This window comes from Yersinia sp. 2545 StPb PI (assembly GCF_052217125.1).
GTDB classification, from domain to species: Bacteria; Pseudomonadota; Gammaproteobacteria; order Enterobacterales; family Enterobacteriaceae; genus Yersinia; species Yersinia enterocolitica_E.
The window spans coordinates 2592971-2619221 of record NZ_JAZGPY010000001.1; the positions used below are offsets into that span (position 1 = coordinate 2592971).

The window sequence follows — 26251 nt, forward strand, 5'->3', positions numbered from 1 at the left end:
CAGTAAACGAATGACAAATCGGTCGGGAACCGGTTTGAACCGTATTTATGCTGGCTCGCAGGGTGAGCCTCAAAGAATGAGGCTCATTAATCCAAAGAGGGTTACTTAATTCGGCAAAGTATCTTCAGACAACTCATCCCACATCGCCTGTAACGCTTCGCGGCTCAACTGAGCCAACGTCCGATAAAAGCCGGTGTTAGCGTGGGCCTCTACTTTGCCGAGAAAGCGACCACACCAGGGCAGTAAATAGTCGTTAAACAGTGCGGTTTGAGCCGCAATCTCATCCTCTGCGGCTTGGTCTTCCAACCAAGAGGCTGCCAATAATAACCCACCAAAATGATCAGTTGGGCCATCGCCCAGCGGCATCCCTCGTTGTTGCAAAAACGCTCTGACCTCAGCTTCTGGGCAAGCATCCTCATAATCGCTGCCATAAGGTGACACGCTACGATCATCGCCGACGAACAACGCGTTATAATCAGCGACCACCGCCGGTGGCTGATACTCTTGTTGCAAACGCGCCAGCAGCTCACCTTGTTCCAGTGGCCAGTGCTGCTCTAATTTGCCCTGACTTATCAGCGCAAAAAGGGGGGCCAGTAGCGGATCTTGTGGTTGGCGATAAAATAGTGACCCAAGAACCCGGCACACCAGAGAGAAATCATTCATTTACATCTTCCTGTTTCTTATGAATATTTAAACCACAAGTGACAATGTCACATACTTTATATTATAAATCAGCCAACTCAGGGATTACCGGGCGGCCACGCTGCTCAAGGTAATTCAGTAAGCGGCGCGGGCTAACATTCAAAATACGGTCTGGCGGGAAATTCACCTCAGCAATAATCCGCTCACAATGTTCGAAAGTCCCCAATGAATAGGCAATATGGGAGTCAGAACCTAATGCCAACCAGCCACCGGCATCACGGACCGCTTCAGCAATCGCCCGGCAGTTCGCTTCGCTGCCCTTGCGTGAATGCGTAAAGGACGAGTTATTCAACTCCAACGCCACATTGTATTTTGCCGCTGCCTCAGCAATAGCTGGAATATCAACAGGATATTTAGGATTACCGGGATGACTGATGATGTGCACATTCCCCTGTGCCATGGCCGCAATCATTGCCTGAGTATTGGCAGCTTTGTCTTGAGGCGGGAATACAGGCTCATGGAAGCCGGCAATTAGCAGGTCGATGGCATCAAGCATCGGGCCGGTACAATCGATATCACCGTCCAAATTCTTAATATTAGCCTCAATACCGCGCAAAATACCCACACCATCTACCAACCGTGGCCAGACACGCATGTTCATAAAGTGCCAGTAATGCGGGGCATCAGCCATATCCGGGCCATGGTCAGTAATGGCAAACAGCTTAATATTTTTTAACTTAGCTTCGGCAATGTAATCGTGCAGGGTGCTGTAAGCATGGGTGCTGGCGATGGTATGCATATGTAAATCAACAGGATACATGACTACTCCACAAAGTCTTTTAAGGCAGGATGGCTTTTTTGCAGGTAAAGCATAGACTGCTAATGATAGCAGGAATTCTTCTCATCAACAGCGCTAAAAGCCCTTACTTGCAGGGCTATCGCTATATCTCATCGAACCGAGTCAGTATGTAAATCAGTAACCTCGTACCACATCGACCAGGCCCGCTGGCACTCTCCCCGCTTCGATGGCTTGAATATTGGCAACTACCTGATCCATCGCTATCTCCGGCAGGGTTATCGCTGCAATATGCGGTGTAATAGTGATGCGTGGGTGACTCCAGAAAGGATGCATTGACGGTAAGGGTTCCTCAGCAAATACATCCAATGTCGCCGCTGCAACGCTCCCAACACTCATTGCAGTTAATAGATCACGCTCCAATAAATGTGCACCACGCGCAATATTGATCACATAAGCGTTAGCATTCAATTGTGAAAACAGTGATTGGTTCAAGATACCGACAGTTTCGGGCGTATTGGGCAGCAAATTAATCAATAATTGTGTCCCTTGCAGGAAAATCGATAGTTTCTCTTTGCCGGCAAAACTGGTTATACCCTCAATCTGTTTTGGTGTACGGCTCCAACAACGCACGGTAAAACCAAACTCAGCCAATTTGTGGGCCACGCTTTTACCTAATACCCCCGCCCCGAGAATACCTATGGTAAATTTATCATGCTGATGCGGCTCCAGCGGTTGCCACACTTTCTGCTGTTGTTGCAGTTGATACTCATCCATTCGGCGGAAATATCGCAATACACCGGCTACCACATACTCCTGCATTTGCAATGACATACCAGAGTCTTCTAATCGTACCAGCGGCACTCCGGTTGGCAATGTGCCCGGAGAGCGGCGCTCTTGATCCAAAATAGCATCGACCCCCGCCCCTAAAGCAAAAATGCCTTTCAGTTCAACACGTCTGGCGAGCATTTCCTGTGGTGGCTGCCAGACGAGAGCATAATCCGCTGGTTGTGTATCACCACGTCGCCACTGCCTGATTTTCGCCGTGGGCAAGCGAGATTGTATGCCTGACAACCACTGTTTTGCTTCAAAAAACGGGTGATAAAAAATAATATTCATTATTTGCCAACTCCTTGCGAAAGTACCTGATAGATTTCCGCGATTAACGGTCAGATGCAAGTGTTACCCGCAAGAAATGACGATGAAATCAGCAAACTGCTGTAACTTTAGCTAAACAGTAACAAAGCCAATATAAGAGGGTTGACGCTGGGCACACTTTTGCCTACATTACGCCGGTCGACAGCGTTTAGCGTAGTTGATAGCTGTAACACGGTGAGGTGTCTGAGTGGCTGAAGGAGCACGCCTGGAAAGTGTGTATACGTGTAAGCGTATCGAGGGTTCGAACCCCTCCCTCACCGCCATATTTAGTCTGTAGATGAACCTTGGTTTCTACGACAAACGAAGCGGCAATCGATAACATGTCTGGTTTCATACCTGAACCTGTTAACCCGATTGCAGTTTTTTTTCGCCTTTAGATAGCTTTATTTCCTGCCAAATATCGTTTCAGACATATATACCCAAAATAATTCGAGTTGCAGGAAGACGGCAAACGAAATACAAATCGGTCGGAAACCGATTTGAACAGTATTTATGCTAGCCCGTAGGGTGAGCCTCAAGGATGAGGCTCATTAATCCCGATGGGCTTACATTTGTAAGTGATTCAGATTATTGAGCGTAGCCAACGCACATGCAGCTTGAAGTATGACGGGTATAAACATAATCACTTTATTAAATGCCTCTATTACTAATTGGTTTATTTCCAGTTCAATATTACATGTTACAAGATAAGGAATATTATAAATCCGAAATAACCCATATCGAGGTATCAAATGAAAAATAAGCGATTTTATTTTATTTCTTTATTATTCACCCTGTGTGTTAACCCCCTATCAGCCTCGCCGTTAATCGTTGCTCATCGTGCAGGAACAGCCGATTTCCCAGAGAACACTCGACATGCCATCAGTAAAGCGTTATCAAATAATGCTGATATTATTTGGGTCTCGGTTCAACTTAGTAAAGATGGTGTTTTAGTACTATATCGGCCCAAAGATTTGAGCGAATTGACTAACGGCAGCGGCCTGGTCTCTGACCACTCTTGGCAAGAATTACAGTTATTAGATGCGGCCTATCACTTTAAAAGTGACGATCAGTATACATTCCGCGGATGGGGGGTAAAGATCCCCTCATTACATCATATTTTATTATCGTTCCCAAAAGCAAGATTCACTATAGATATTAAGTCTCCTGATGCAGATCCAAAAATAATAGCGAATGCCATAATAGAAATGAGAGAAAGCATTCTCTCACCTGACCGCATTGTTTTCTATTCTACTGAGAAAAAATATCTTGATGCGCTACCTGATTATATAAGTAAATTCGAGACACGTAATAAAACCCGTAAAATTTTAGCTACTGCGGTGATGGCAGATGAATGTATAATAGCCAAAAACAAGGGTAATTCATTCATTAGCAACCAGAATAGACATTATGCCTTTGAATTAAGACGTGAGGTAAAGGTCGTCGAGAAATTCACCCTGGGTAAAGGAACAACCCGGACCCAATTGGTTTGGAATCAACAGGCAATGGACTGTTTCAAGCAGAGCGAAGATGCAAAAATTTTGCTGATTGGCATAAACTCTGCAAAAGATTATCAGCTAGCTAAAGATCTCGGTGCCGATTATGTGATGGTTGATTCACCACTGCAGGCGAAAAATTGGCGTTGATTGCTTATAATTTGCCGGTGATTTACGCTATATGCATGCAGAATAACCAGATGAATGGCAACGGGTAAATACTGCTTGACCATCTGCCTGCTGGTCCCTATAGTACCGCCCCGTTGCCGTGCTTAGCGCGGTAACAAACGGTGAGGTGTCTGAGTGGCTGAAGGAGCACGCCTGGAAAGTGTGTATACGCGTAAGTGTATCGAGGGTTCGAACCCCTCTCTCACCGCCATATTCGAGCAAAAGGCTCTGACGAAAGTCAGAGCCTTTTTCGTGATTCCCACCAAGGTGTTTCTACAACTTACGGCGGCGCCCCTCTTTATCTATGCGGTCTCCCAATGGGGAAAATGGCATTAATCGGCTGTAAACCACTTGATTGCGCCCTTGTTTCTTCGCCTGATAAAGTGCTTCATCCGTCATTTTTAATGCTTTTAGCATCGACATTCCAGGCAAATAAAGAGACGCACCAATCGAGATGGTGGCCTTTATTTTACGTCCGTCAGGTAAAACCACCGCGAGATTCTCAACTTGTTGGAGAATTCGCTCGGCAACCGCTTTAATCGTTTGTGGTTCGTGGCGGCGGGTTATAACAATAAACTCTTCACCGCCATAACGGCCAACAAAGTCCTCATCGCGAATGATTGACGTCAGCAGCTTCCCCACTTCTGTTAGAAGTAAATCACCACCGTCATGACCATAGCTGTCATTCACCGACTTAAAATGGTCCAGATCCAGAATCATTAAACCACACGCCTGACGGCTGTTGTGAATTGCCGTTAATCGATAATCAATACTTGCCCGGTTATTTAGCTGGGTTAATTTGTCAATATTCGCCCGGTTTTTCATCGAAAAATAGGCGGAGATATGACGCTCTTTAAAATTCAGTGCATGGTAGCAAATAGCCAAACAGAGCGCGGAAATCAGTTGATATACTATCACCTGGGCCCAGGTCAAAATATGCGGGGCAACTAATACAGCAACGACCATACGATAAATCGCAATAGCGAGGATTGCGGTATAAAAAATACGATTGCTTTTTCGCTCCCAGACTCGTGACAGTATGAGCGGAATAAATATTATTGTTATAAGAATATTGTCGAGGGTAAACCAGCCTGTGAAAGCAAAATTAATCAGCAATGCCGTCAAGCTACTTAACCAACCACCATAGAAAGTGACCAAAATAATCGGAATCAACTCGAAACTATAGAAAAACGCACCTGAAATCACCCACTGGTCCTGATTCAGATAAAGTGAAACCAGTCCCGATGCGACACCAAATAGAATACGTTTCCAGACGTCCCCATTGTAAGAAAAAGCACTGTTCTTACTTAAGGCAAAATAACTGATTGAGAGCGTCGCATAGGTGACACAAGCATCTCGGTATAGTGTCGATAGAGATTCTAATTCGCTCATGGCGTAGCATTAATCCTTTGAATTCTCAGCGAGGATTTTGGCTGACATTGGTTTGTCTTATTGCCAACTAACATTAAGTAACGTTTTACGTCGAATATATTCATTGGAAATCCTAAACATTAAGCATGGTTAATAGCCATAGTTTCTAACTCAAATCTTAGCTGTGAGACAGGTTTTATTCCTGAATAATTTCACTATGGGACCAATCCCTCAATTCATGTAACAAGATGTCGCCTAATCACCCCCCTTTCGATTTCGCACACAGGATGCAGCCCTAGTTTGGATGCTTATTTTTCAATTTCCGATACTTGGGTCTAAAAGAAGGCGCTAGTGGGGATAATAACCACTTTTCATTTATTCAGGGGAGGAATGCACTGGTCCACCATGAATCCGTTCATTTAACCCTCTTTATAAAACCGGCAGTTATCTAATTTTCCGACTGAGATTGATATACATCTAGATCTTAGTCACCTAATTGGCGTATCGTTGTGTTCTGCTACTCGAGACGGACCCTTACTGGCCCGCCATTTATTTTGTCTTTTCTTTATTTGGTTTGCACCTTAGATGAAAACGCACGGAATTAACGGCATTAGGCCGTTCAGCGCGCTTATTGACGCTTGCTGGCGAGAAACCTATACACTTCAAAGACTTCTCAAAGATATAATTGCCGGTGTCACTGTCGGTATCATTGCTATCCCACTGGCGATGGCACTGGCTATTGCCAGTGGTGTCCCACCACAATACGGCTTATATACCTCCGCTATTGCCGGTATTGTTATTGCGGTCACCGGCGGCTCCCGCTATAGCGTATCCGGCCCCACTGCCGCTTTTGTGGTTATTCTCTATCCGGTATCACAGCAGTTTGGTTTAGCGGGTTTGCTGCTGGCTACACTGATCTCCGGTATATTTTTATTATTTATGGGCCTAGGGCGACTTGGCCGATTGATTGAATATATCCCGCTGTCCGTCACCCTCGGTTTTACCTCAGGTATTGGTATCACCATTGCCACCATGCAGGTGAAAGATTTCTTTGGCCTGCACCTGACAGAAGTGCCGGAAAATTATGCTGGTAAAGTTGCCGCGTTGGCTCAAGCAATGCCAACCATCAACCTCAGTGATACGCTAATTGCAACCGTCACTCTGCTGGTATTAATACTCTGGCCACGGTTAAAATTAAAGTTACCGGGTCACTTACCGGCATTGGTTGCGGGTACTGCCGTCATGGCGGTGTTATCGCTATTTGATCATCAAGTGGCGACTATCGGCTCGCGCTTTGGCTATTTACTGGCCGATGGCACCCAAGGCCACGGTATTCCCCCCATCCTGCCGCAATTTGTCTTGCCGTGGAATTTACCTGCCGCCAATAGTCAGCCATTTGTATTGAACTGGGCAACCTTCTCTGCATTACTGCCCGCAGCCTTTTCTATGGCAATGCTGGGCGCAATTGAGTCATTGCTCTGCGCCGTCGTACTTGATGGTATGACAGGACAAAAGCATCACTCCAACAGTGAGTTAGTCGGTCAGGGACTGGGGAATATCATTGCGCCATTCTTTGGCGGGATCACTGCGACTGCCGCCATTGCTCGTTCTGCGGCTAATGTTCGCGCAGGTGCAACCTCACCAGTGTCAGCCATCATCCACGCACTGTTGGTCTTACTGGCGTTACTGGTACTGGCACCGATGTTGTCTTATCTGCCTTTAGCTGCGATGGCGTCTCTGCTACTGATTGTGGCCTGGAACATGAGTGAGGCACATAAAGTCGTTGACCTCCTGCGCCGAGCGCCTAAAGATGACATTATTGTGATGTTGTTGTGCATGAGCCTAACGGTATTATTTGACATGGTGATTGCAATCACAGTGGGTATTGTGTTGGCCTCACTGCTGTTTATGCGGCGTATTGCGCGCATGACGCGCCTGAGTGAGATACCCGCGGCTGTTGATGAGCATACGCTGGTATTGCGAGTGAACGGGCCACTGTTTTTCGCTGCCGCAGAGCGGATATTTAATGAGTTACTCAGCCGTTGTGAGAATTATCAAACCATTATTTTGCAGTGGGATGCAGTACCGGTTCTGGATGCCGGTGGCCTAAATGCGTTCCTACGCTTCACAGAGGCGCTGGGCGAGCAACAACAGCTCGTTATCACGGATATTCCTTTCCAGCCGCTGAAGACGCTGGCAAGAGCCAGAGTGCAGCCCATTGAAGGCAAGTTGAGTTTTTATGGGTCACTGCCAGAAGCGCTGGAGGCTTTACGCGTAAGAGGTTAGTCCCTTTGAATGAGTATTACGGTTTTCAAAAAAGGCAGTGTAGTTACCTACACTGCCTTTTCTTTATTCAAATATCACCGGCGAACACTTTTTACTTGCTGGTATCCAGCACCGGGAAACTCTTCACTAAATCATCGATAGCTTTCATCTGCACCAGGAACGGTTCTAGTTTGTCTAATGGCAAAGCTGACGGACCATCACACTTGGCGCTGTTCGGCTCTGGGTGCGCTTCGATAAACAACCCTGCCAAACCAACGGCCATGCCAGCACGCGCCAGTTCAGCTACTTGAGCACGACGGCCACCGGAGGCTGCGCCAAACGGGTCACGGCATTGTAATGCGTGAGTCACATCGAAAATAACTGGATGACCGCCAGTCGCCTGGACCATAACGTTGATACCTAACATATCAACCACCAGATTGTCATAACCGAAGTTACTGCCGCGATCACACAAGATCACTTGATCATTACCGGCTTCTTTAAATTTATCGACAATATTGCCCATCTGCCCAGGACTGACAAACTGCGGTTTTTTCACGTTGATAACCGCGCCAGTGCGGGCCATAGCTTCAACCAAATCAGTTTGACGCGCCAAAAATGCCGGTAATTGAATAACATCAACCACTTCGGACACTGGTTTTGCCTGGCTGGCTTCATGCACATCGGTAATGATTTTGACACCAAACTGCTGTTTCAGCTCTTGGAAGATTTTCATCCCCTCTTCCAAACCGGGACCACGGTAAGAATGAATTGAAGAACGGTTGGCTTTGTCGAACGAGGCTTTAAACACATAAGGAATGCCCAACTTTTGGGTCACCGTGACATAATGTTCACAAATGCGCATTGCCAGGTCGCGCGACTCAAGCACATTCATGCCGCCGAACAGCACGAAAGGTAGGTCGTTCGCTACGTTGATATCGCCAATGCTAACCACTTTCTGTTTCATACTAATACCTTTATAAAGGGTAAATCGAGATTAATTACCACGGTTATGCCGCAAGACATGGCTACCATACAACCGCGGTATAAAAGAGATCAGTGCAATGTCACCCGCTGTTGCTCAATGGAGTGGATCTGCATTTTTATCATTTCAGCAATCGGGTCTTCCGGGCACTGTTCAACAAAATAGCTTAAATCAGAGATAGCAATATGGTTGCAATCCAGTTGGGCATAAATCAAGCCACGGTCGCGGATTTCATAGGGGTCATCGGGGTCAAAAGCCAATACCGCTTCACTGGCGCGCAATGCCAACTCCATCTGCTTCTCTTCCATTAATGCCGCTTTCAATGTATCAAGCATTTTACGAACAATCAGGGTGTTTTCCGCTTCTTCCAGATCTTCATCTTCCAGTTCGGCGCTCAAACCCAGGTTGCCCTTAATCCACACTTCTAGCATATGTTCATTAAGCGTTTCACCGTTTAACGGATTAATCAGCCACATTTCTTCATCTAACCAATCAGCCCGAAGAATTAATTGAGTTGGAAAGATAACTGGCATCAAAGGTAGATCCAGTTGATGGGCGATGTGCAGGAAAATGACGCCCAGCGATACTGGCGTCCCTTGACGTTTATCCAACACTTTATCAAGCCAGATAGCGTCTGACAGGCGATAAACGCCACCAGCACCGCCAAATTTCCATTTACGGTAAAACAGATCAATAAGCACTTCTAATTGCTGATCCTGATTGAGATTGGCGGGCATCGCAGCCCGGGCATCATCAACGAGCTGTTGTAATTGGTTGCGTACATCAACCAGTGGAAAATTCTGTCGAATCTCCTGGGTAACCAATAACACCCCATCACACAGGGACGCGTTGTTAAATTCGAAATCAGCAATGCTACTCATAGATATCCCATCAGCAGTGGTAATTTAGTTGTTGCCAGTTTGACAATCAAATACAGGCAACCCAATGCGAGTATGAAAGCAAGCCAGCGACGATTCTGGCTGCGGGTTCGCTTACCTAATGCGACATAGCCAAGCAGGATATAGATAATAACGCCAAACAGCTTTTCAGTCAGCCATGTTCCTTGCGGACTGAAAGGGTAAAATCCGGTGATAAAAATCAGTACAATACCGCTGACAAATAGCAACGTATCATTGATATGTGGCGTTATTTTTACCCAGCGCTTATCCATCATAGCCGAACCGCGACATTTCCAAAAGAAACGTAATACAAACAGCGTAATACTGATAACTACTGTGAGTAAATGTAAATACTTCATGGCGATATAATCAACCCACATGACTCTCGCTTCCTTATCTATGTTAAATATTTATCGTTTTTTTTATTTGTTGCCGAATAAATGCCGCACAAAATCAGATTTTTCTTGATTAGCCGATCCATTGCCCCAAAGTAACACGATCATTATTACCATAATCTTTATACGTCATTACAGCACTAAATCCGGCGTTTTTAAGTAATTTCTGTACTGCATCGGCTTGCTGCCAGCCATGCTCCAACATTAACCAGCCTCCCGCCTCTAAATAAGCCGGCGCACGACGGATAATCTCGTCCAGTGAAGCCATCCCTTCGGCAGGTGCGACAAGCGCACTGTGAGGCTCAAAGCGGACATCACCTTCGTTCAGATGCGGGTCATCGGCATCAATATAAGGAGGATTGCTAACAATCAGCGTAAATTGTCCGTCGACCGCGTCAAACCAGCTACTTTGCAGGAAATGTACATTATCTATGGCCAGCTTTTCTGCATTATGGCGAGCCAGTGCAACAGCGTCGGCTTGGATGTCCACACCCACCACAGCACAATCTGGCCGCTCACTGGCTAACGCCAAAGCAATAGCACCGGTACCGGTACCCAAATCCAAAATATGGCAAGGAGTGGCTGGCAGATGTGCCAACGCCTGTTCAACCAAACATTCGGTGTCAGGGCGTGGAATAAGAGTGGCGGAGGAAACACTGAGTGGCAATGACCAGAATTCGCGCTCCCCAACCAGATAAGCAATAGGTTCCCCCTGCTCACGCCGGGTTGCCAGTTGTTCCAATCGCTGTAACTGATCGGCTGTCAGCTTAGTTTCACCGAAAGCCAACACATAGGTACGCGCCTTTGCAGTGACAAAACTCAATAGAATCTCGGCATCGCGCTTTGGACTGTCACTCTGACTGAAACGGGCTGCCGTTAACGACAGCCACTGCTGATAGTCCATTAATCTTGCTCTGACAACGCAGAGAGCTGGTCGGCTTGATATTCCTGCACAATCGGCTGAATCAGCATATCCAGTTTGCCTTCCATCACTTCATCTAGGCGATAGAGGGTCAGGTTAATGCGATGATCGGTCACTCGGCCCTGTGGGAAGTTATAGGTACGATTACGATCAGAGCGATCACCTGAACCAAGCAGATTACGGCGCTCGGAAGCTTCTGCCAATTGGCGCTTTTGCATTTCTGCGGCACGGATACGTGCACCCAACACCGACATCGCCTTGGCTTTGTTCTTATGTTGTGAGCGCTCATCCTGACACTCCACCACCAAGCCCGTTGGAATATGGGTGATACGGATTGCCGAATCGGTGGTGTTAACGTGCTGACCACCGGCACCAGACGAGCGGAAAGTATCAATACGCAAATCACCGGCATTGATTTCCGGCATCTCAGCTTCAGGAATGGCAGGCATTACCGCGACGGTACAGGCAGAGGTATGAATACGGCCTTGTGATTCGGTTTCGGGTACACGTTGCACACGGTGACCACCTGACTCGAATTTTAACTGACCAAACACCCCATCACCAGAGACCTTGGCAATCACTTCTTTATAGCCACCATGCTCGCCCTCACTGGCGCTCATGATTTCAACTTTCCAGCGGCGTGCTTCGGCATAACGGCTGTACATACGGAACATGTCACCAGCAAAAATAGCCGCTTCATCACCACCGGTCCCGGCACGAATCTCGAGAAAACAATCACGCTCATCATCAGGGTCTTTAGGGAGCAACAACACTTGCAACTGCTGTTCCAGCTCTTCACTGCGCGCTTTTGCTTCTTTCAGTTCTTCCTGAGCCATTTCGCGCATTTCAAGATCTTCCAGCATCATTTCTGCGGCTTCGAGATCATCTTGCACGCTGCGCCATTCTTTAAAACAGCGGGTGACATCCGTTAATTGCGCATATTCACGTGACAACGCGCGGAAACGGTCTTGATCGGCAATAACGCTGGCATCGCCAAGATACGCCAGCACTTCTTCGTGACGCTCTTGTAACGCTTCCAGTTTGGCAACAATAGAAGACTTCATCCGTGGTTTTAAACCCTGTAATTAGAGGAAACTAATGCTGATCCAGCCCAAGGCTGTCGCGTAATAATTGCAACCGCTCCATATCGCCATCGCTGGCGGCTTGCTGGAGGGATTTGGTAGGAGCATGAATCAGGCGGTTAGTGAGCTTATGGGCCAACTCATTCAACACTTGTTCTACATTGGCACCCTGCTCAATGGCGGCCAATGCTTTAGCGGTCATCTCACTACGAACCTGTTCGGCCTGAGAACGATAATCACGAATGGTTTCAACCGCCCCCTGCGCACGTAGCCAGGCCATAAAATTCATGCTTTCCTGCTGTACTATTGATTCGGCCTGCACCGCAGCGGCCTGACGCTGTGCCATATTGTGCTGAATAATCGCGTGCAGATCATCAACACTGTATAAATAGGCATTAGACAGTTTACCCACTTCTGGCTCAATATCCCGTGGTACGGCGATATCGACAAACAGCATTGGCTGATTGCGGCGGCTTTTCAGAGCACGTTCGACCATTCCCTTACCAATAATAGGCAATGGGCTGGCCGTTGAACTGATAATAATATCGGCATCGGCCAATCGAGCATCAATTTCCGGCAAAGTAATCACTTCGGCCCCCACTTCTGTCGCCAGCACTTGAGCTCGCTCACGGGTACGGTTAGCGATAATCATATGCTTGACTTGATGCTCACGCAGATGACGAGCCACCAGCTCAATGGTTTCCCCAGCCCCCACCAACAGCACATTCAGTTCAGAAAGCGACTCAAATATCTGACGTGCCAGAGTACAGGCAGCAAAAGCAACCGAAACGGCACTGGCTCCAATATCTGTTTCTGTCCGAACCCGTTTGGCAACCGAGAAAGATTTCTGGAACAACCGCTCCAACTCGCCAGACAGCGATTGACCACGCTGAGATTCAGCAAAGGCCTTTTTCACCTGCCCCAAAATTTGGGGTTCGCCTAATACCAGTGAGTCTAACCCGCTGGCAACACGCATCAAATGACTGACGGCATCATTACCATGATGCCAATACAGGCTTTTTTTCACTTCGTCCGGGCTGAGTTTGTGATAGGTACAAAGCCAGGCAATAAGTTGTTCATGCAGATTATCTTGCTGCTCTACGCTGAGATACAACTCAGTTCGGTTACACGTAGACAATACGACACCGCCCTGCACCAACGGCTGTTGGAGCAAGCTGACAAGCGCCTGGTCGATAGATTCCGGTGAAAAGTTCACTCGTTCACGTAAAGATACAGGCGCAGTTTTGTGATTAATGCCTAATGCAAGCAGAGTCATGAGAACGGCTTCGAGTAATACTGATGTTAGTATGGATTCTCGTCTGAACCGCATTCTACTTGATGCGCGGGTTCAATAAAAGTCACAGTGCAATATCCTAAGTATTATCATAAATTATGATCAGAAATTGGTTATCTGCTGTACAACAATATTGCGTAAACCCTGTACAAAATAGAACAAGATATTGACGCTCAGCCTTCAGCCCGTTAGCGTGAGCACCTCAGATACCAATTAGCTAGGTATCAAATAATTTGTTTTATCAAAAATTATTATTTATCGGTAACATGACCTCATCAAAGACGCGTCGCCAATGATATCCGTGCGACCGATAGGATTTATAGCCATATGTCGATGTATAAAATCAGTTTTTATCGCCTGCTCCCTTTAGCAACGCTGTTGCTAGCAGCCTGTAGCACCACGCCACCGACCGGTCCGGCGACCAGTCCGACATCGCCACAGTGGCGTCAACATGAGCAACAATTACAGCAATTGAGCCAATTCCAGACCCGGGGTGCCTTTGCGTATATTTCTGAAAAACAAAAAGTCTATGCGCGCTTTTTCTGGCAACAAACTACACCTGAGCGCTATCGCCTACTGCTGACCAACCCATTGGGCAGCACAGAACTGGAATTGGTGGTACAACCAGGCGTTACCCAGTTGACCGATAATCAAGGCAAACGCTATGTCAGTGATGACCCACAGGAAATGATTCAAAAGTTGACGGGGATGTCCATTCCATTGGAAAGCTTACGTCAGTGGATTTTAGGGTTACCCGGTGATACCACTGATTTCATCCTTGATGATAAGTACCGTTTGAAGCAAGTGACTTATAAACAAAATGGTATGACGTGGGTGGTTGATTATCAGGAATACAACACTCAAGTGACGCCAGCATTGCCGAGCCGCATGGAACTGAGCCAGGGCGGGCAGCGAATTAAGCTAAAAATGGATAATTGGACTGTCAAATAACATGGTTAGCACGCAGCAACATGTCTGGCCCTCACCGGCCAAATTAAACCTGTTTCTTTATATCACCGGGCAACGGGCCGATGGTTATCATGACTTACAAACCCTGTTTCAGTTTCTCGATTATGGCGACCAGCTAACTATTGTGCCGCGAGATGACAATCAGATTCGCTTATTAACGCCAGTTGCAGGCGTAGAAAACGAACAGAACTTGATAATTCGCGCGGCGCGATTGCTACAACAACAATTTCTACAACAACAATTGCCACAACAACAGCCCGGCACGGTAAAAGTACCTCGTGGGGCAGATATCAGTATTGATAAACGCCTACCAATGGGGGGAGGACTGGGTGGTGGTTCATCTAATGCCGCCACGGTACTGGTTGCACTCAATTTACTGTGGCAATGTGGTTTCTCTGATGAGAAATTGGCCACTCTTGGCCTAACATTAGGTGCCGATGTGCCGGTGTTCGTTCGTGGACATGCTGCCTTTGCTGAGGGAATTGGCGAAAAATTGCAACCTGCGGAGCCTTTAGAGAAGTGGTATTTGGTGGTACACCCCGGTGTAAGCATCCCAACACCAATTATTTTTTCTGATCCTGAATTAAAAAGAAATACGCCAGTTCGCCCACTGGCGGCGCTTTTAAGCACTCCGTACGCAAATGATTGCGAACCGATCGCAAGAAAACGTTTTCGCGAGGTTGAACAGGCTCTTTCATGGCTGTTAGAATACGCTCCGTCACGCCTTACCGGAACCGGTGCTTGTGTGTTTGCAGAATTCGACACTGAGGCATCGGCCCGACAGGTGTTAAGTATTGCCCCGGAGTGGTTGCATGGTTTTGTTGCTCGTGGTGTAAATGTTTCGCCACTGCATCGTGCGCGCTCTGGGAAAATTGAAAGTTGTGAGTGCAGATAACGATTTACAGCGTTATGTAAGGTCGATGTAATGGCTCTACTAACCTTGGGTTCTGAAAATACCTGTCTCATTTGATTGAAAGCCGGTTCATAATGCTGTTTTGTACCCAATAGATTTCAAGATGCAGGAAAGCGGCAAACGAGCGAATCCCGATAACCTTACATGAGTAAGTGATGCGGGTGAACGAGAACAGTCGACACACCTGTAATTTGAATGATGACGGTTATTCACCGTGTTTTGGCTTTAAATACCCGTATGTATATTGCAATCAGTATGAATAATCGCCCCTGATTACTGATATGACAATATCTTCTCTGGACGCATGCCTGAGGTTCTTCTCGTGCCTGATATGAAGCTTTTTGCTGGTAACGCCACCCCGGAACTAGCACAACGTATTGCCAACCGTTTGTACACCAGTCTTGGTGACGCCGCTGTAGGTCGTTTTAGCGACGGCGAAGTGAGCGTGCAAATCAACGAAAATGTACGCGGTGGTGATATTTTCATCATCCAGTCCACCTGCGCACCCACGAACGATAACCTGATGGAACTGGTTGTCATGGTTGATGCCCTGCGTCGCGCCTCCGCAGGACGTATTACTGCTGTTATTCCTTACTTCGGTTACGCTCGTCAGGATCGCCGTGTGCGTTCTGCCCGTGTACCGATCACTGCCAAAGTTGTTGCCGATTTTCTCTCAAGTGTTGGGGTTGACCGCGTATTGACAGTGGATCTACATGCTGAACAGATCCAAGGCTTTTTTGATGTTCCGGTTGATAACGTATTTGGTAGCCCAATCCTGCTGGAAGATATGTTGCAGCAGAATCTGGAAAACCCAATTGTTGTCTCTCCAGACATCGGCGGCGTTGTTCGCGCCAGAGCCATTGCAAAACTGCTGAACGATACTGATATGGCGATTATCGACAAACGCCGCCCACGTGCTAACGTTTCTCAGGTGATGCACATCATCGGTGACGTTGCTGGCCGTGACTGCGTGTTAGTTGACGATATGATCGATACCGGTGGCACATTGTGTAAAGCAGCGGAAGCCCTGAAAGAACGTGGTGCCAAGCGTGTATTTGCTTACGCGACTCATCCGATCTTCTCTGGTAATGCGGTTGAAAACATCAAACATTCTGTTATCGATGAAGTGATTGTTTGTGACACGATTCCGTTGTCAGCTGAAATCAAGGCATTAAAAAATGTGCGTACTCTGACCCTGTCAGGCATGTTGGCTGAAGCCATCCGCCGTATCAGCAATGAAGAGTCCATCTCTGCGATGTTTGAGCATTAATCAGTATTAGGTTGTGGATATCCCTGCGGTGCTATCTGGCCGCAGTTAGCCATTAAGCTATTTTCGCGATAGGTCACTTGGTGGGCATCACGAATGGGGTTCATAACGAATTGATACTATGCAATGCATAAATTGAAGCAGATAAAGAAAAACCCGTTGAAGCAGATGCGACAACGGGTTTTCTACTCTCGATCGCTGAGTTCTTGATCAATAGGTGTTTGTCTTATCGCTCGTTGAGCCGTCATTTACCCCTCCTGCACATCAGCTCAATTAAAAAGCCAAGAAAACAGGTCTATGTTTGCCGCTTCGCTGTAATTAGTCGCTAATGATGCCTTGCTCGCTAGGAGTGACGCTGGTTGCGATTACAACGCTTGTCAAAGTGCTTAATCCACCAATAACGATCCGCAACTTCCTCACGCCCACCGATACGCGCGCCAACTAACCACAACAGTGCGCCGACAAAAATACTCATCACGGCACCATGGGCAAAGAATTGCGGTAGACCCAGTTGGGATACCTCTGTCAGGATTGAGTAACCTACCCCTACGACCATGGTAACCAAACCTAATCCCATCAGCACATTACCGACCCTTGCTGCGCTTTTACGTTTCATATGCCACCTCCACCTAGGTTGCCAATAAATAACCACTGAGCCGAGCGCTAAAACTGCTTGCTTAATGCGATTATTCATGTCCACTTAATAACTAAGTATAGTCAGGCTTGCGAGGAAGGTATTGCGCTTGTGATCACAACTGGCAAATATATTCCAACAAATCTTTACATAATCCAGACATTTGGCACTGAATTTGAATTATACATACAGGCAACTATTCACATCTTGAACTATTCACTCTAAATAAATTCATGCTAGCAGTTTTGTTATTACGCGCTATGACAGGTAAACTATGGCACTTTAATTCCTTTAGTTATAGCGAATGGCGACGTGAGCAGTATTAAATTAATCGTTGGGCTGGCAAATCCGGGCGCTGAATATGCCCAAACTCGCCACAATGCAGGTGCTTGGTATGTGGATTTATTGGCGCAGCGCCATAATCAACCACTGAAAGAAGAGGGTAAATTCTTCGGCTACACTGCAAGGCTAAATCTGGCAGGCCAAGACGTTCGCTTGTTGGTACCCTCTACCTTTATGAATCTCAGTGGCAAGGCCGTAGCCGCAATGGCTGGGTTTTACCGTATTCTGCCGGAAGAGATTTTAGTCGCACACGATGAGTTGGATATCCCGCCGGGCGTGGCTAAATTAAAGCTAGGTGGCGGTAACGGTGGCCATAACGGCCTGAAAGATATTCAGAGCAGGTTGGGGAATAACCCTAACTTCTATCGTTTGCGCATCGGCATCGGCCATCCGGGTGATAAAAGTAAAGTCACCGGTTTTGTTTTGGGTAAGCCACCAATCAGTGAACAAACCTTAATTGACGAGGCCATTGATGAATCTATCCGCTGTACTGAAATACTGCTAAAAGAAGACATCACTAAGGCAATGAATCGCCTGCATTCCTTTAAGGCCGGCGTATAATACTGGCCCGGTTCCCCGGCTAACGAACATAAGCCGGGGTGCCTGTATTAGTTGTTATTCATTTTTGTTGCACAGCGCATTAATCCCCTGTTGTCCCTCACCGGTCAATACCACACCTGAAAATATCACCCTCACCCGCCCGAGAAAATTGTTGCTTTTACCATCATATTCGCCCGCAATATCACTCAATTTATCGCTACAAAAAAGCGAATCCCAATCTGATGCCTTTCCTTTGTTGCGCGATAAGTCGTGGCTGCGTTCAAACTTGTCGGTTACTGCGGTAAATTTCAACTGGATGCTGTCGAAATCTTCATAAAGGGTATTTTTTTTGTACCCCACATATCTAACGCTCTTGCCCGAGTGACTTTCAATTTCCACCCCATATTGATCAACCAACTCGGCAAAGGAGGGGGCGGCAGGCTCAACATCTGCGGTAAGAAAACGCATTCCCACAATACCCGCCATCCCCCCGAACAAGATGACGATCAGCCATTTATAGATACTCATTTCCATTGGAATTACCCAAATTCAGTATGCGGACTGTAATAACTAGTTATCGGACATTTATCAGGAAACTTAAGATGGCATAAGCGTGATCTCGGACACAGAGTTAGAAAAATCAATCACCTACTCGCTCTCACAGCATGTTCCATTGCGGCGACGAAACAGCATGATCGAGATAAATCGTCAGAATGTGTATAATGGCGACATAAATTTTGATTACATCAGCACGTTAACCCTAACGAGTTGATTTTTAAGTTATTTAAGGTGATATAAAACATGGGATTCAAATGCGGTATTGTGGGCCTGCCTAACGTTGGTAAATCCACCCTGTTCAACGCGTTGACACAAGCGGGTATCGAAGCAGCTAATTTCCCGTTCTGCACCATTGAACCCAACACGGGTGTGGTGCCAATGCCGGACCCGCGTCTGGACCAACTGGCCGAGATTGTTAAACCTCAGCGTATTTTGCCAACGACGATGGAATTCGTCGATATCGCGGGCCTGGTTAAGGGTGCATCCAAAGGCGAAGGCCTGGGTAACCAGTTCCTGACCAATATCCGTGAAACTGAAGCAATTGGTCATGTGGTACGTTGTTTTGAAAATGACAACATCATCCATGTTGCCGGTAAAGTTGATCCCGTTGATGACATTGATACCATCAACACTGAACTGGCACTTTCCGATCTGGAAACCTGTGAACGCGCAATGCATCGTGTTCAGAAGAAAGCTAAAGGCGGTGATAAAGACGCTAAAGCGGAACTGGAAGCGCTGGAAAAATGTCTGCCACATTTAGAAAATGCTGGCATGCTGCGTGCGTTGAACCTGAGTGCTGAAGATAAAGCCGCCATCCGTTATCTGAGCTTCCTCACCCTGAAGCCAACCATGTACATTGCTAACGTCAATGAAGATGGATTTGAAAACAATCCATATTTGGATCAGGTGCGTGCCATCGCTGCGGCGGAAGGTTCTGTGGTAGTTGCCGTTTGTGCCGCAGTTGAGTCTGATATTGCTGAGTTGGAAGATGCAGACCGCGCTGAATTTATGGCTGAGTTAGGTATTGAAGAACCCGGTCTGAACCGTGTGATCCGTGCCGGTTATGAATTGCTGAACCTGCAAACCTATTTTACTGCCGGTGTAAAAGAAGTGCGTGCCTGGACCATCCCGATAGGTGCAACTGCACCACAAGCTGCCGGTAAAATTCACACCGACTTCGAGAAAGGCTTTATCCGCGCACAAACTATCGCTTTCGAGGACTTTATCACCTACAAGGGTGAGCAAGGCGCGAAAGAAGCCGGCAAAATGCGTTCAGAAGGTAAAGATTACATCGTAAAAGATGGCGACGTGATGAACTTCTTGTTCAACGTCTAAATCATTTTTGTTGTTTCATGAGGATTCACTGAGTCTCATGAAAAATAACAAATACCATTAAATCCACGCATTTGCGTGGATTTTTCATTTCATAATGTCTCATCTTGTCTCGTGAAAGCGCAGTTTAAAATAAGTATGTGGATAACAATCCGCAGATAACATGCTATTCCCCTTCCCTTTCAAACCGTCAAAATGCTCAGAACGCGCCATAGTTTGACAGGATATCGGCTGCACCTATTTCCGGGTCGTGATAATCCATGCGGCCCAATGACATTGCACTCGTTGCGTCAACGACGCAAAAGCCTCGGCTGGAGCGGTACTTTCAGCACACATGTGACCAGAACAACAGGTAATACCCGTTTAAATAAGATGGGGGAGATACTCCGGGTGGCATCGTAATAGAAACTTTCGCTTTCAGAACGGGCTGGAATTATGGGCTTTGACCCACTCTTCACTGATGGGATGAACAAAATGCAACTCACTGGCGTGCAGCATCAGCCGTGGAGTCCGTTCGGTACCTGGCAGCAGGCGACCGCCATACAGGTCACAGCCCAAAATGGGATGGCCCAACTGCTGACAGTGGATGCGGAGTTGATGAGTACGCCCGGTTTCCGGGGTTAGCTGTACCCGCGTTAATGGCAGTAACGTCCCATCTTCCAACTCATGATAAAAGCGCTCCACGACCCGATAGTAGGAGCGAGCCGGCTTGCCGTGGATTGGGCAAATCGACATCAGCGGGAACAGTGCCGGGTCTTTGGCAATCGCTGCGTCTATCATCCCTTCGTTGTCATCCAGATGTCCGCAGAGCAGTGCGCTGTACACTTTGGTCACGGTGCGCTGGCTGAACTGTCGACAGAGGGCGGCATTTATAGCCTTATTGCGGGCAATCACCATCAGCCCGGAAGTGCCAAAATCCAGGCGATGAACCAGGGTACAGCCGGGGAATATCTGTACTAACCGATGATGCACCGAATCCAGATTTTGCGGATTTTTCCCCGAGAGGCTAAGCAGCCCAGCAGGTTTATTGATAAGAACCAGGTGATCGTCCTGATAGAGAGTCTCTATCTTGTCATGACACGGCGGGGCAATAAAGGTATCGATTATCTTAGACATCAGGCTACCCGGATGAAGAGTGGGAGCGGATGATACCGAATTTTAAACCGACTGGCGAATCCTGAGAGCAGGTCCCACCAGCCTCTGATAACCCCCTCCAAACTCAAGTAATACCGTGATCAGGTCCTGCAATCTGGAACAGACTCAAAAATTACAGGTATAATCCCACAAATTATTCAACTGGTTTAGGAACGAAGATGACAAAACTCACCTTACAAGAGCAGATGCTAAAAGCTGGATTAGTGACCAGCAAAAAAATGGCCAAAGTTCAAAGAACAGCTAAGAAATCACGAGCTCAGGCTCGTGAGGCAAGAGAGGCTGTGGATGAAAATAAAAAAGAACAACTTGAGCGTGATAAACAACTAAGCGAACAACAAAAACAAGCGGCTTTATCTAAAGAGTATAAAGCTCAGGTGAAACAGCTCATTGAAATGAACAGAATCGATATTTCAAAAGGCAATATTGGTTTTAACTTCACAGATAATAATTTAATTAAAAAAATAGTTGTGGATAAGCTCACTCAAGCTCAGCTGATTAGTGGTCGTCTCGCCATTGCTCGTCTGGTTGTTGAGAACAGTGGCGAGAGTGAATACGCTATTATCCCCGCGAGCGTAGCCGATAAAATTGCGCAGCGAGATGCGAACAGTATTGTATTAAATAGTGCGCTTAGTCAGGAAGAGCAAGATGGAGAAGATCCGTATGCCGATTTCAAAGTGCCCGATGATTTGATGTGGTAATTAACAGTTTGCAGATGCTTATGTATGAAAAGCCCCTCAGGGCTTTTCATTAAGATTTTATGCTCAGCCAATTCATGGAAAACGCAAAGCGATTTAACCAATGTGTTGCATCCATCCAGTGAATTCACAGCCAAAAGCGGGTGTTGATATAAATAGAAGACGTTAGCCTGTTAGGCATTGCAGTCATAATGTTTTTTTTGAAAAGCTCACTGACATATGACGGATCTATGATTTTGATTGATAATGCCGATAGCCAATTTATGGGTATTACCTGTTTGCTACTGCATCGCTGGTATGAATTGCACTGGTGGTCGGGATTCCGGGATGCCCACGGTCTCGCTCCCAGGTAAAAGGGGCAAAATCACAGTTTTCATCACGCCAATGAGGTTTGCGCAGTGCATAAATCACCAAAGGTACCATGCAGAAGAACAAGGCTAATGCGATCAAAATAGCGACATACTCCTTGGGGCTACCCACCACAATTTGGCTAGGTGGAATGAAGCTAAAGATGAAAGCAATACACGAACTCAGTAGCCCTGTACCACCAATAATCCACATCCCTGCATTACCGCCAGGTATACAATAAGGCCGTGGTCGGTTTGGTTGACTAAAGCGCAGGTAGATAGCCGCACTGAACATCAACATGTACATAATGAGATACAGGATGACGGTCAATTGGCTCAATATCTGGTAGGCCGATTGAACTGAGGGAAGTACCACGAACAAGATAGATAGCAAGGTAACAATAAGTGCTTGAACACATAGGATATGCGTCGCCATGCCATTTTTATTGATACTCTGCCACCAGCGCGGTAAGTATCCGGCCTTAGCCACTTCCAATAACCCGGATGAAGGCCCGGCAACCCATGTCACTACACCTGCTAATACCCCCACAGCCAGACAGCATGCCACTATCGGCCCTAGCCATTCGATACCAGCCCACTTGAACAGGTCGTAATAAGTCACTAACAAACTTTGCGTCAGATAGATATCAGACTCGGGGATCACAAAAGCTATGGCTAACGTGCCCAAGACAAAAATAAGTACAGTCCCTAAAGCAGCCAACATAATAGCGATGGGATAGTTTCTCTGCGGGTTCTCTACATCTTTGACATGGATGGCATTCATCTCCATCCCAGCATAAAACAGGAAGATACTGGCGGCTAAAACCACATTATCGAAATTAGAAAAGTCAGGAACAACGTTATCCCATGACAACTCTATTTGCGAGGTACCTCCACCAATCAAATATGAAAAACCTAATATGATCAGGATAATTACCGGAATGATGGTGCCTATCAATCCCCCCCATTTAGAGACCTTGGCAAAGGTTTCCACCCCCTTAAAGGCAATAAAGGTCGCAAACCAATAAATACACAACACAATCCCGAGCACAAAGAATTTATTGGCCGCGAGTGCTTGATCCCATGTCTGGTCGGGGCCAATAAAAGCTAATGAAACCGCACCAAACGTCAGGACAGTAGGGAACCATACCGTCACCTCAGTCCACAGCATAAACATGGCTAAAAATGCCCAGCGCGGGCCAAAAGCCTCGCCTACCCAGCGAAATACTCCGCCTTTTTCCGGCCAACCGGTTGCCAATTCAGCCGCCACCAAACAGACCGGGATCAAGAAGAATACAGCAGCAAACAGATAGTAAAAAATAGAACTTAATCCATACTCCGCTTCGGTAGGTAACCCTCTTAGACTGACCACTGCCACAATATTCATTACCACTAGTGTCATAATGCCCAGTTTTTTTATTGACGGGCTGCGTTTGGTTGATACGTTATTGTTCTGCATAAACTCACCTCATAATTAGATTATTAAAAGATAATTAAAAACAATCTATTAGATGTGATTGAAGCGGAATTTGTTTTTTATCAATTGAGTAACTCACTTGTAATGTTCCAAAACGAGAATCTAAAAACAAACAATCCATATTATCTGACATAATAAACACCCTATTTATTTAGTTTAAATTTAGCACCATAGTTTTCACAAAGAATAAAAACAAGTCAGCTAATAATTAAATATAAATCAACCACCATGTCTTATATTGTTTTCAGTTTAAATCTAGAATAAACATGCCAGACAAGCAACACAGAAAGTCAGTATATTTCTCGCATTGATCGTCAACATTTAAAAAATGTAGTTTAATAAAAGCCAATTAAAAAACACTTTGATTTATAGATATATTAATACTTATTGAATAAAGTTAATTTAATAACAAACAGATAATTCATAGCAAAGACATAAGTAGGCTTAGGTATATTAATAGTTATAAATATTACATGCCTTTCAGCCCATCATTATCATGGCTAGTAAACCGTAAGCAGCAAAGGCGACTCTCTGCCAGAGTGCTGCACTCCATTGGAAAGCGGTAATACGTAAGAAACCACTAATCTACACAATTCTATGGGTTTCCCCCGTCTCACAAGAAATTGTGAGCCATTTTAGCCTGCCAATTACCACCAATCCTAAACGATAATCTTACACAGGCTTTTGAACCTTATAGTTCAAATGTTAATATAGTTGGCTGAGGGAGTTTGATATCACGGCGATAAAGGAAAAGTTTTGAACACTAAAAGTAGAATGCAGTTGTGGCCATGGTTGGCGGTATACGCAATGGTTGTCTTGCTATTGGCTGGGTGCTCAAACAAATCCAATCGTGACTACACCAAACTGCCAAAAGGCAGTTATAACGATAAATCGTATACCGTTAAGTCAGGTGACACACTTTATTTTATTGCATGGATCAGTGATAGCGAAGTGAGTGACCTTGCCCGCATCAACAGGCTCCGCCCCCCCTATAGACTTGAGGTTGGGCAAAAACTTCAGCTCAGCAGTTCTGCGGCGTCCGGGCGACTGGCATCAACGAAGCGTAAATCCTCAAATACTGTACTCGCTGCATCGACACCACCACCGGGTGCTAATCGATGCTGGCGCTGGCCGACCAGTGGCCAAATAATATCGCGCTACTCCAACGCCGACGGTGGTAATAAAGGCATTGATATTACGGCTAAACGTGGGCAGCCAATCTACGCGTCGGCCAAAGGGCGAGTCGTGTATGTCGGGAATCAGTTACGTGGTTATGGCAACCTGATAATGATTAAACACGGTGAGGATTTCATCACCGCTTATGCCCATAACGACACCATGCTAGTGAACAATGCTCAAGATGTGAAAGCGGGACAAAAAATAGCCACGATGGGCAGCACCGGAACAGACACGATAATGTTGCATTTCCAAATCCGTTACCGAGCAACCGCACTTGATCCACTACGCTATCTGCCACCACAAGGGGCAGCGCCTAAGTGTTAGCAGACCGCGGTGTAAGTAGTCGTTAAGTGTTTTAGCGGAATCAAATAAGCAAAAGGCTCCTGTTCAGGAGCCTTGTTTTATTCTTCAACACTCGAGGCTATCGTTACGCCAGTACTTCTTTCACGAAAGCTTTAATCTCTTCAACTTGGCAGTTATCAAAGAAGCACTGCTGGAAACGTGCACCGCTTACTGCGGTTTTCACTAATTCACGGTCAATAGAGCGCAGTGTATCGAGATAGTTTTCTTTCACTACCGCAGCTTTCACTTGGTTCAAAATACCCGCATTACGTACCTGCGGCTCTTTACGATCCAGCGGGTAACCTTCCCCCTTCACGCCAGTAAACGCTTTTTCAAAGATATAACGCACATTTAATTCAGCACCCCAGCCAAAACCTTTGGCGAATGGCAGTGACAATGCATTACCGTTATTGATCTGAGCAAACAGGAAAGCGTCAGCAGGATCGATGCAATATCCACATACAACACCTGGATGGATGTTTAACGACATCATTGCGCCTTGGCCTGTACCACAGCCAGTAACCACAAAATCCACTGCTTTAGAATTGAGCAGAATGCTGGCCATGATCCCCAGATGAATATAAGTCAGGTGATGGTCGTTTTCATCACTCATGCCCACGTTGTATACCGGGTACGCTTTTTCCGAGGCTACAGCATTCAGCTCTTTCAGAATGATGGCGTTTTTAGTTGCCTGACTGTTTTCCATCATCAGTGCAATTTTCATTATGTTCTCTCCTTTGCGCCAATGAGCTGTGGCCCATTGGGTGTGATAGTTAGACTTGACTGTGCAGAACATAGCACTCTAAAAACAAAATTTCAATTTTAATGAAAAGATGTTTTATAAATGTCACATTTTGAGATTTAGTCGCCATGCATCCTACCGGATAACCATGAGAATAGCGGGTGTATGTGGCTGTGTGCGTCACTCATCTGCGACGAATATAAAATCAAATCGGTCAATGTTTGGCCTATCGACCCAAATGCTCGCTTGAATAACATACAAAAAGACCATGTGGATACATGGTCTTCTCTTACTGGAAATAATCGAC

Annotated in this window: 24 protein-coding genes, 2 tRNA genes and 1 pseudogene; 12 read left to right on the forward strand and 15 right to left on the reverse strand. The window is 46.3% G+C overall.

The features are described from left to right. Window positions 1-105 precede the first annotated feature (105 nt). The 3 genes from V1955_RS11990 to ghrA all read right to left on the reverse strand — a co-directional run bounded on the left by V1955_RS11990 (window position 106) and on the right by ghrA (window position 2557). The gene (locus tag V1955_RS11990) at window positions 106-663 is read right to left on the reverse strand and encodes a TorD/DmsD family molecular chaperone (protein WP_083159018.1); all 558 of its coding nucleotides are present in this window, start codon (window positions 661-663) and stop codon (window positions 106-108) included. A 61-nt stretch (window positions 664-724) separates the two neighbouring features. After that, window positions 725-1462, reverse strand: coding sequence for a phosphatase (locus tag V1955_RS11995; RefSeq protein WP_083159019.1), 738 nt, complete (start codon window positions 1460-1462; stop codon window positions 725-727). Between the two features lie 153 nt (window positions 1463-1615). After that, on the reverse strand, window positions 1616-2557 hold the full coding sequence (ghrA, locus tag V1955_RS12000) for a glyoxylate/hydroxypyruvate reductase GhrA (RefSeq protein WP_420073112.1): 942 nt from the start codon (window positions 2555-2557) through the stop codon (window positions 1616-1618). A gap of 212 nt (window positions 2558-2769) precedes the next feature. On the opposite strand from ghrA, the gene V1955_RS12005 reads away from it, so the two are divergent. The 3 genes from V1955_RS12005 (at window position 2770) to V1955_RS12015 (ending at window position 4450) form a co-directional block, all read left to right on the forward strand. After that, window positions 2770-2859: transfer RNA gene (locus tag V1955_RS12005), tRNA-Ser, on the forward strand. 468 nt (window positions 2860-3327) lie between these two features. Next, a complete protein-coding gene (locus V1955_RS12010) occupies window positions 3328-4221 on the forward strand; it encodes a glycerophosphodiester phosphodiesterase family protein (RefSeq protein ID WP_442820929.1) in 894 nt (297 codons plus the stop codon). A gap of 139 nt (window positions 4222-4360) precedes the next feature. After that, window positions 4361-4450: transfer RNA gene (locus V1955_RS12015), tRNA-Ser, on the forward strand. A gap of 62 nt (window positions 4451-4512) precedes the next feature. On the opposite strand, the gene V1955_RS12020 is transcribed toward V1955_RS12015, so the two are convergent. Next, window positions 4513-5631, reverse strand: coding sequence for a GGDEF domain-containing protein (locus V1955_RS12020; protein ID WP_083159022.1), 1119 nt, complete (start codon window positions 5629-5631; stop codon window positions 4513-4515). A gap of 564 nt (window positions 5632-6195) precedes the next feature. Here V1955_RS12020 and dauA point away from each other — a divergent pair. Continuing rightward, on the forward strand, window positions 6196-7896 hold the full coding sequence (gene dauA / locus V1955_RS12025; RefSeq protein WP_083159023.1) for a C4-dicarboxylic acid transporter DauA: 1701 nt from the start codon (window positions 6196-6198) through the stop codon (window positions 7894-7896). Window positions 7897-7987: 91 nt separating this feature from the next. Here the strand turns inward: dauA and kdsA are convergent, their stop codons facing one another. The 6 genes from kdsA to hemA all read right to left on the reverse strand — a co-directional run bounded on the left by kdsA (window position 7988) and on the right by hemA (window position 13434). Then, window positions 7988-8842, reverse strand: coding sequence for a 3-deoxy-8-phosphooctulonate synthase (gene kdsA / locus V1955_RS12030; protein ID WP_005185168.1), 855 nt, complete (start codon window positions 8840-8842; stop codon window positions 7988-7990). Window positions 8843-8931: 89 nt separating this feature from the next. Then, window positions 8932-9741 (reverse strand): invasion regulator SirB1, encoded by an 810-nt coding sequence (gene sirB1 / locus V1955_RS12035; RefSeq protein ID WP_083159024.1) that lies wholly within the window; start codon window positions 9739-9741, stop codon window positions 8932-8934. Further along, window positions 9738-10139 carry a SirB2 family protein gene (locus V1955_RS12040; protein ID WP_005185164.1) on the reverse strand — a complete coding sequence of 134 codons (402 nt, stop codon included), beginning with the start codon at window positions 10137-10139 and terminating at the stop codon, window positions 9738-9740. Before V1955_RS12040 ends, sirB1 begins: the two co-directional genes overlap by 4 nt. A gap of 88 nt (window positions 10140-10227) precedes the next feature. Then, window positions 10228-11058: a peptide chain release factor N(5)-glutamine methyltransferase gene (gene prmC, locus V1955_RS12045; protein WP_083159025.1), complete on the reverse strand. Its 831-nt coding sequence runs from the start codon at window positions 11056-11058 to the stop codon at window positions 10228-10230. After that, the gene (gene prfA / locus V1955_RS12050; RefSeq protein WP_005185162.1) at window positions 11058-12140 is read right to left on the reverse strand and encodes a peptide chain release factor 1; all 1083 of its coding nucleotides are present in this window, start codon (window positions 12138-12140) and stop codon (window positions 11058-11060) included. The genes prmC and prfA overlap by 1 nt, the downstream gene beginning before the upstream one ends. A gap of 31 nt (window positions 12141-12171) precedes the next feature. Beyond that, complete coding sequence (hemA, locus tag V1955_RS12055) at window positions 12172-13434, reverse strand: glutamyl-tRNA reductase (RefSeq protein WP_083159026.1); 1263 nt, start codon at window positions 13432-13434, stop codon at window positions 12172-12174. Window positions 13435-13779: 345 nt separating this feature from the next. Here hemA and lolB point away from each other — a divergent pair, with 345 nt between their 5' ends. The 3 genes from lolB (at window position 13780) to prs (ending at window position 16604) form a co-directional block, all read left to right on the forward strand. After that, a complete protein-coding gene (gene lolB / locus V1955_RS12060; RefSeq protein ID WP_083159027.1) occupies window positions 13780-14403 on the forward strand; it encodes a lipoprotein insertase outer membrane protein LolB in 624 nt (207 codons plus the stop codon). Between the two features lies 1 nt (window position 14404). Beyond that, a complete protein-coding gene (ispE, locus tag V1955_RS12065) occupies window positions 14405-15316 on the forward strand; it encodes a 4-(cytidine 5'-diphospho)-2-C-methyl-D-erythritol kinase (RefSeq protein WP_372569120.1) in 912 nt (303 codons plus the stop codon). 340 nt (window positions 15317-15656) lie between these two features. Beyond that, window positions 15657-16604, forward strand: a complete 948-nt coding sequence (prs, locus tag V1955_RS12070) for a ribose-phosphate diphosphokinase (protein WP_004390739.1) — start codon at window positions 15657-15659, stop codon at window positions 16602-16604. Between the two features lie 340 nt (window positions 16605-16944). Here prs and ychH read toward each other — a convergent pair whose 3' ends face one another. Further along, entirely contained in the window at window positions 16945-17217 is a 273-nt protein-coding gene (gene ychH / locus V1955_RS12075; RefSeq protein WP_083159029.1) for a stress-induced protein YchH, read from the reverse strand. Between the two features lie 330 nt (window positions 17218-17547). Here ychH and pth point away from each other — a divergent pair, with 330 nt between their 5' ends. Then, window positions 17548-18138, forward strand: coding sequence for an aminoacyl-tRNA hydrolase (gene pth / locus V1955_RS12080; RefSeq protein ID WP_372569118.1), 591 nt, complete (start codon window positions 17548-17550; stop codon window positions 18136-18138). Window positions 18139-18192: 54 nt separating this feature from the next. On the opposite strand, the gene V1955_RS12085 is transcribed toward pth, so the two are convergent. Then, entirely contained in the window at window positions 18193-18651 is a 459-nt protein-coding gene (locus tag V1955_RS12085; RefSeq protein WP_102970422.1) for a hypothetical protein, read from the reverse strand. 267 nt (window positions 18652-18918) lie between these two features. On the opposite strand from V1955_RS12085, the gene ychF reads away from it, so the two are divergent. Continuing rightward, entirely contained in the window at window positions 18919-20010 is a 1092-nt protein-coding gene (gene ychF / locus V1955_RS12090; RefSeq protein WP_083159031.1) for a redox-regulated ATPase YchF, read from the forward strand. Between the two features lie 159 nt (window positions 20011-20169). Then, window positions 20170-20385 (forward strand): annotated as a pseudogene (locus V1955_RS12095) (tyrosine-type recombinase/integrase); the annotation flags it as partial. Between the two features lie 39 nt (window positions 20386-20424). Here V1955_RS12095 and V1955_RS12100 read toward each other — a convergent pair. Further along, the gene (locus tag V1955_RS12100) at window positions 20425-21123 is read right to left on the reverse strand and encodes an RluA family pseudouridine synthase (RefSeq protein ID WP_442820930.1); all 699 of its coding nucleotides are present in this window, start codon (window positions 21121-21123) and stop codon (window positions 20425-20427) included. Between the two features lie 197 nt (window positions 21124-21320). Between V1955_RS12100 and V1955_RS12105 the strand changes: the two genes are divergently transcribed. Continuing rightward, on the forward strand, window positions 21321-21860 hold the full coding sequence (locus V1955_RS12105; protein ID WP_083159033.1) for a DUF2058 domain-containing protein: 540 nt from the start codon (window positions 21321-21323) through the stop codon (window positions 21858-21860). A 267-nt stretch (window positions 21861-22127) separates the two neighbouring features. Here V1955_RS12105 and gadC read toward each other — a convergent pair whose 3' ends face one another. Beyond that, window positions 22128-23663 carry a putative glutamine/gamma-aminobutyrate antiporter GadC gene (gene gadC / locus V1955_RS12110; RefSeq protein ID WP_442820931.1) on the reverse strand — a complete coding sequence of 512 codons (1536 nt, stop codon included), beginning with the start codon at window positions 23661-23663 and terminating at the stop codon, window positions 22128-22130. A gap of 792 nt (window positions 23664-24455) precedes the next feature. On the opposite strand from gadC, the gene actS reads away from it, so the two are divergent. Then, window positions 24456-25184, forward strand: coding sequence for an amidase activator ActS (actS, locus tag V1955_RS12115; RefSeq protein WP_193784817.1), 729 nt, complete (start codon window positions 24456-24458; stop codon window positions 25182-25184). Window positions 25185-25287: 103 nt separating this feature from the next. Here actS and V1955_RS12120 read toward each other — a convergent pair whose 3' ends face one another. Next, entirely contained in the window at window positions 25288-25926 is a 639-nt protein-coding gene (locus tag V1955_RS12120) for an RpiB/LacA/LacB family sugar-phosphate isomerase (protein WP_005185124.1), read from the reverse strand. Between the last annotated feature and the right edge of the window lie 325 nt (window positions 25927-26251).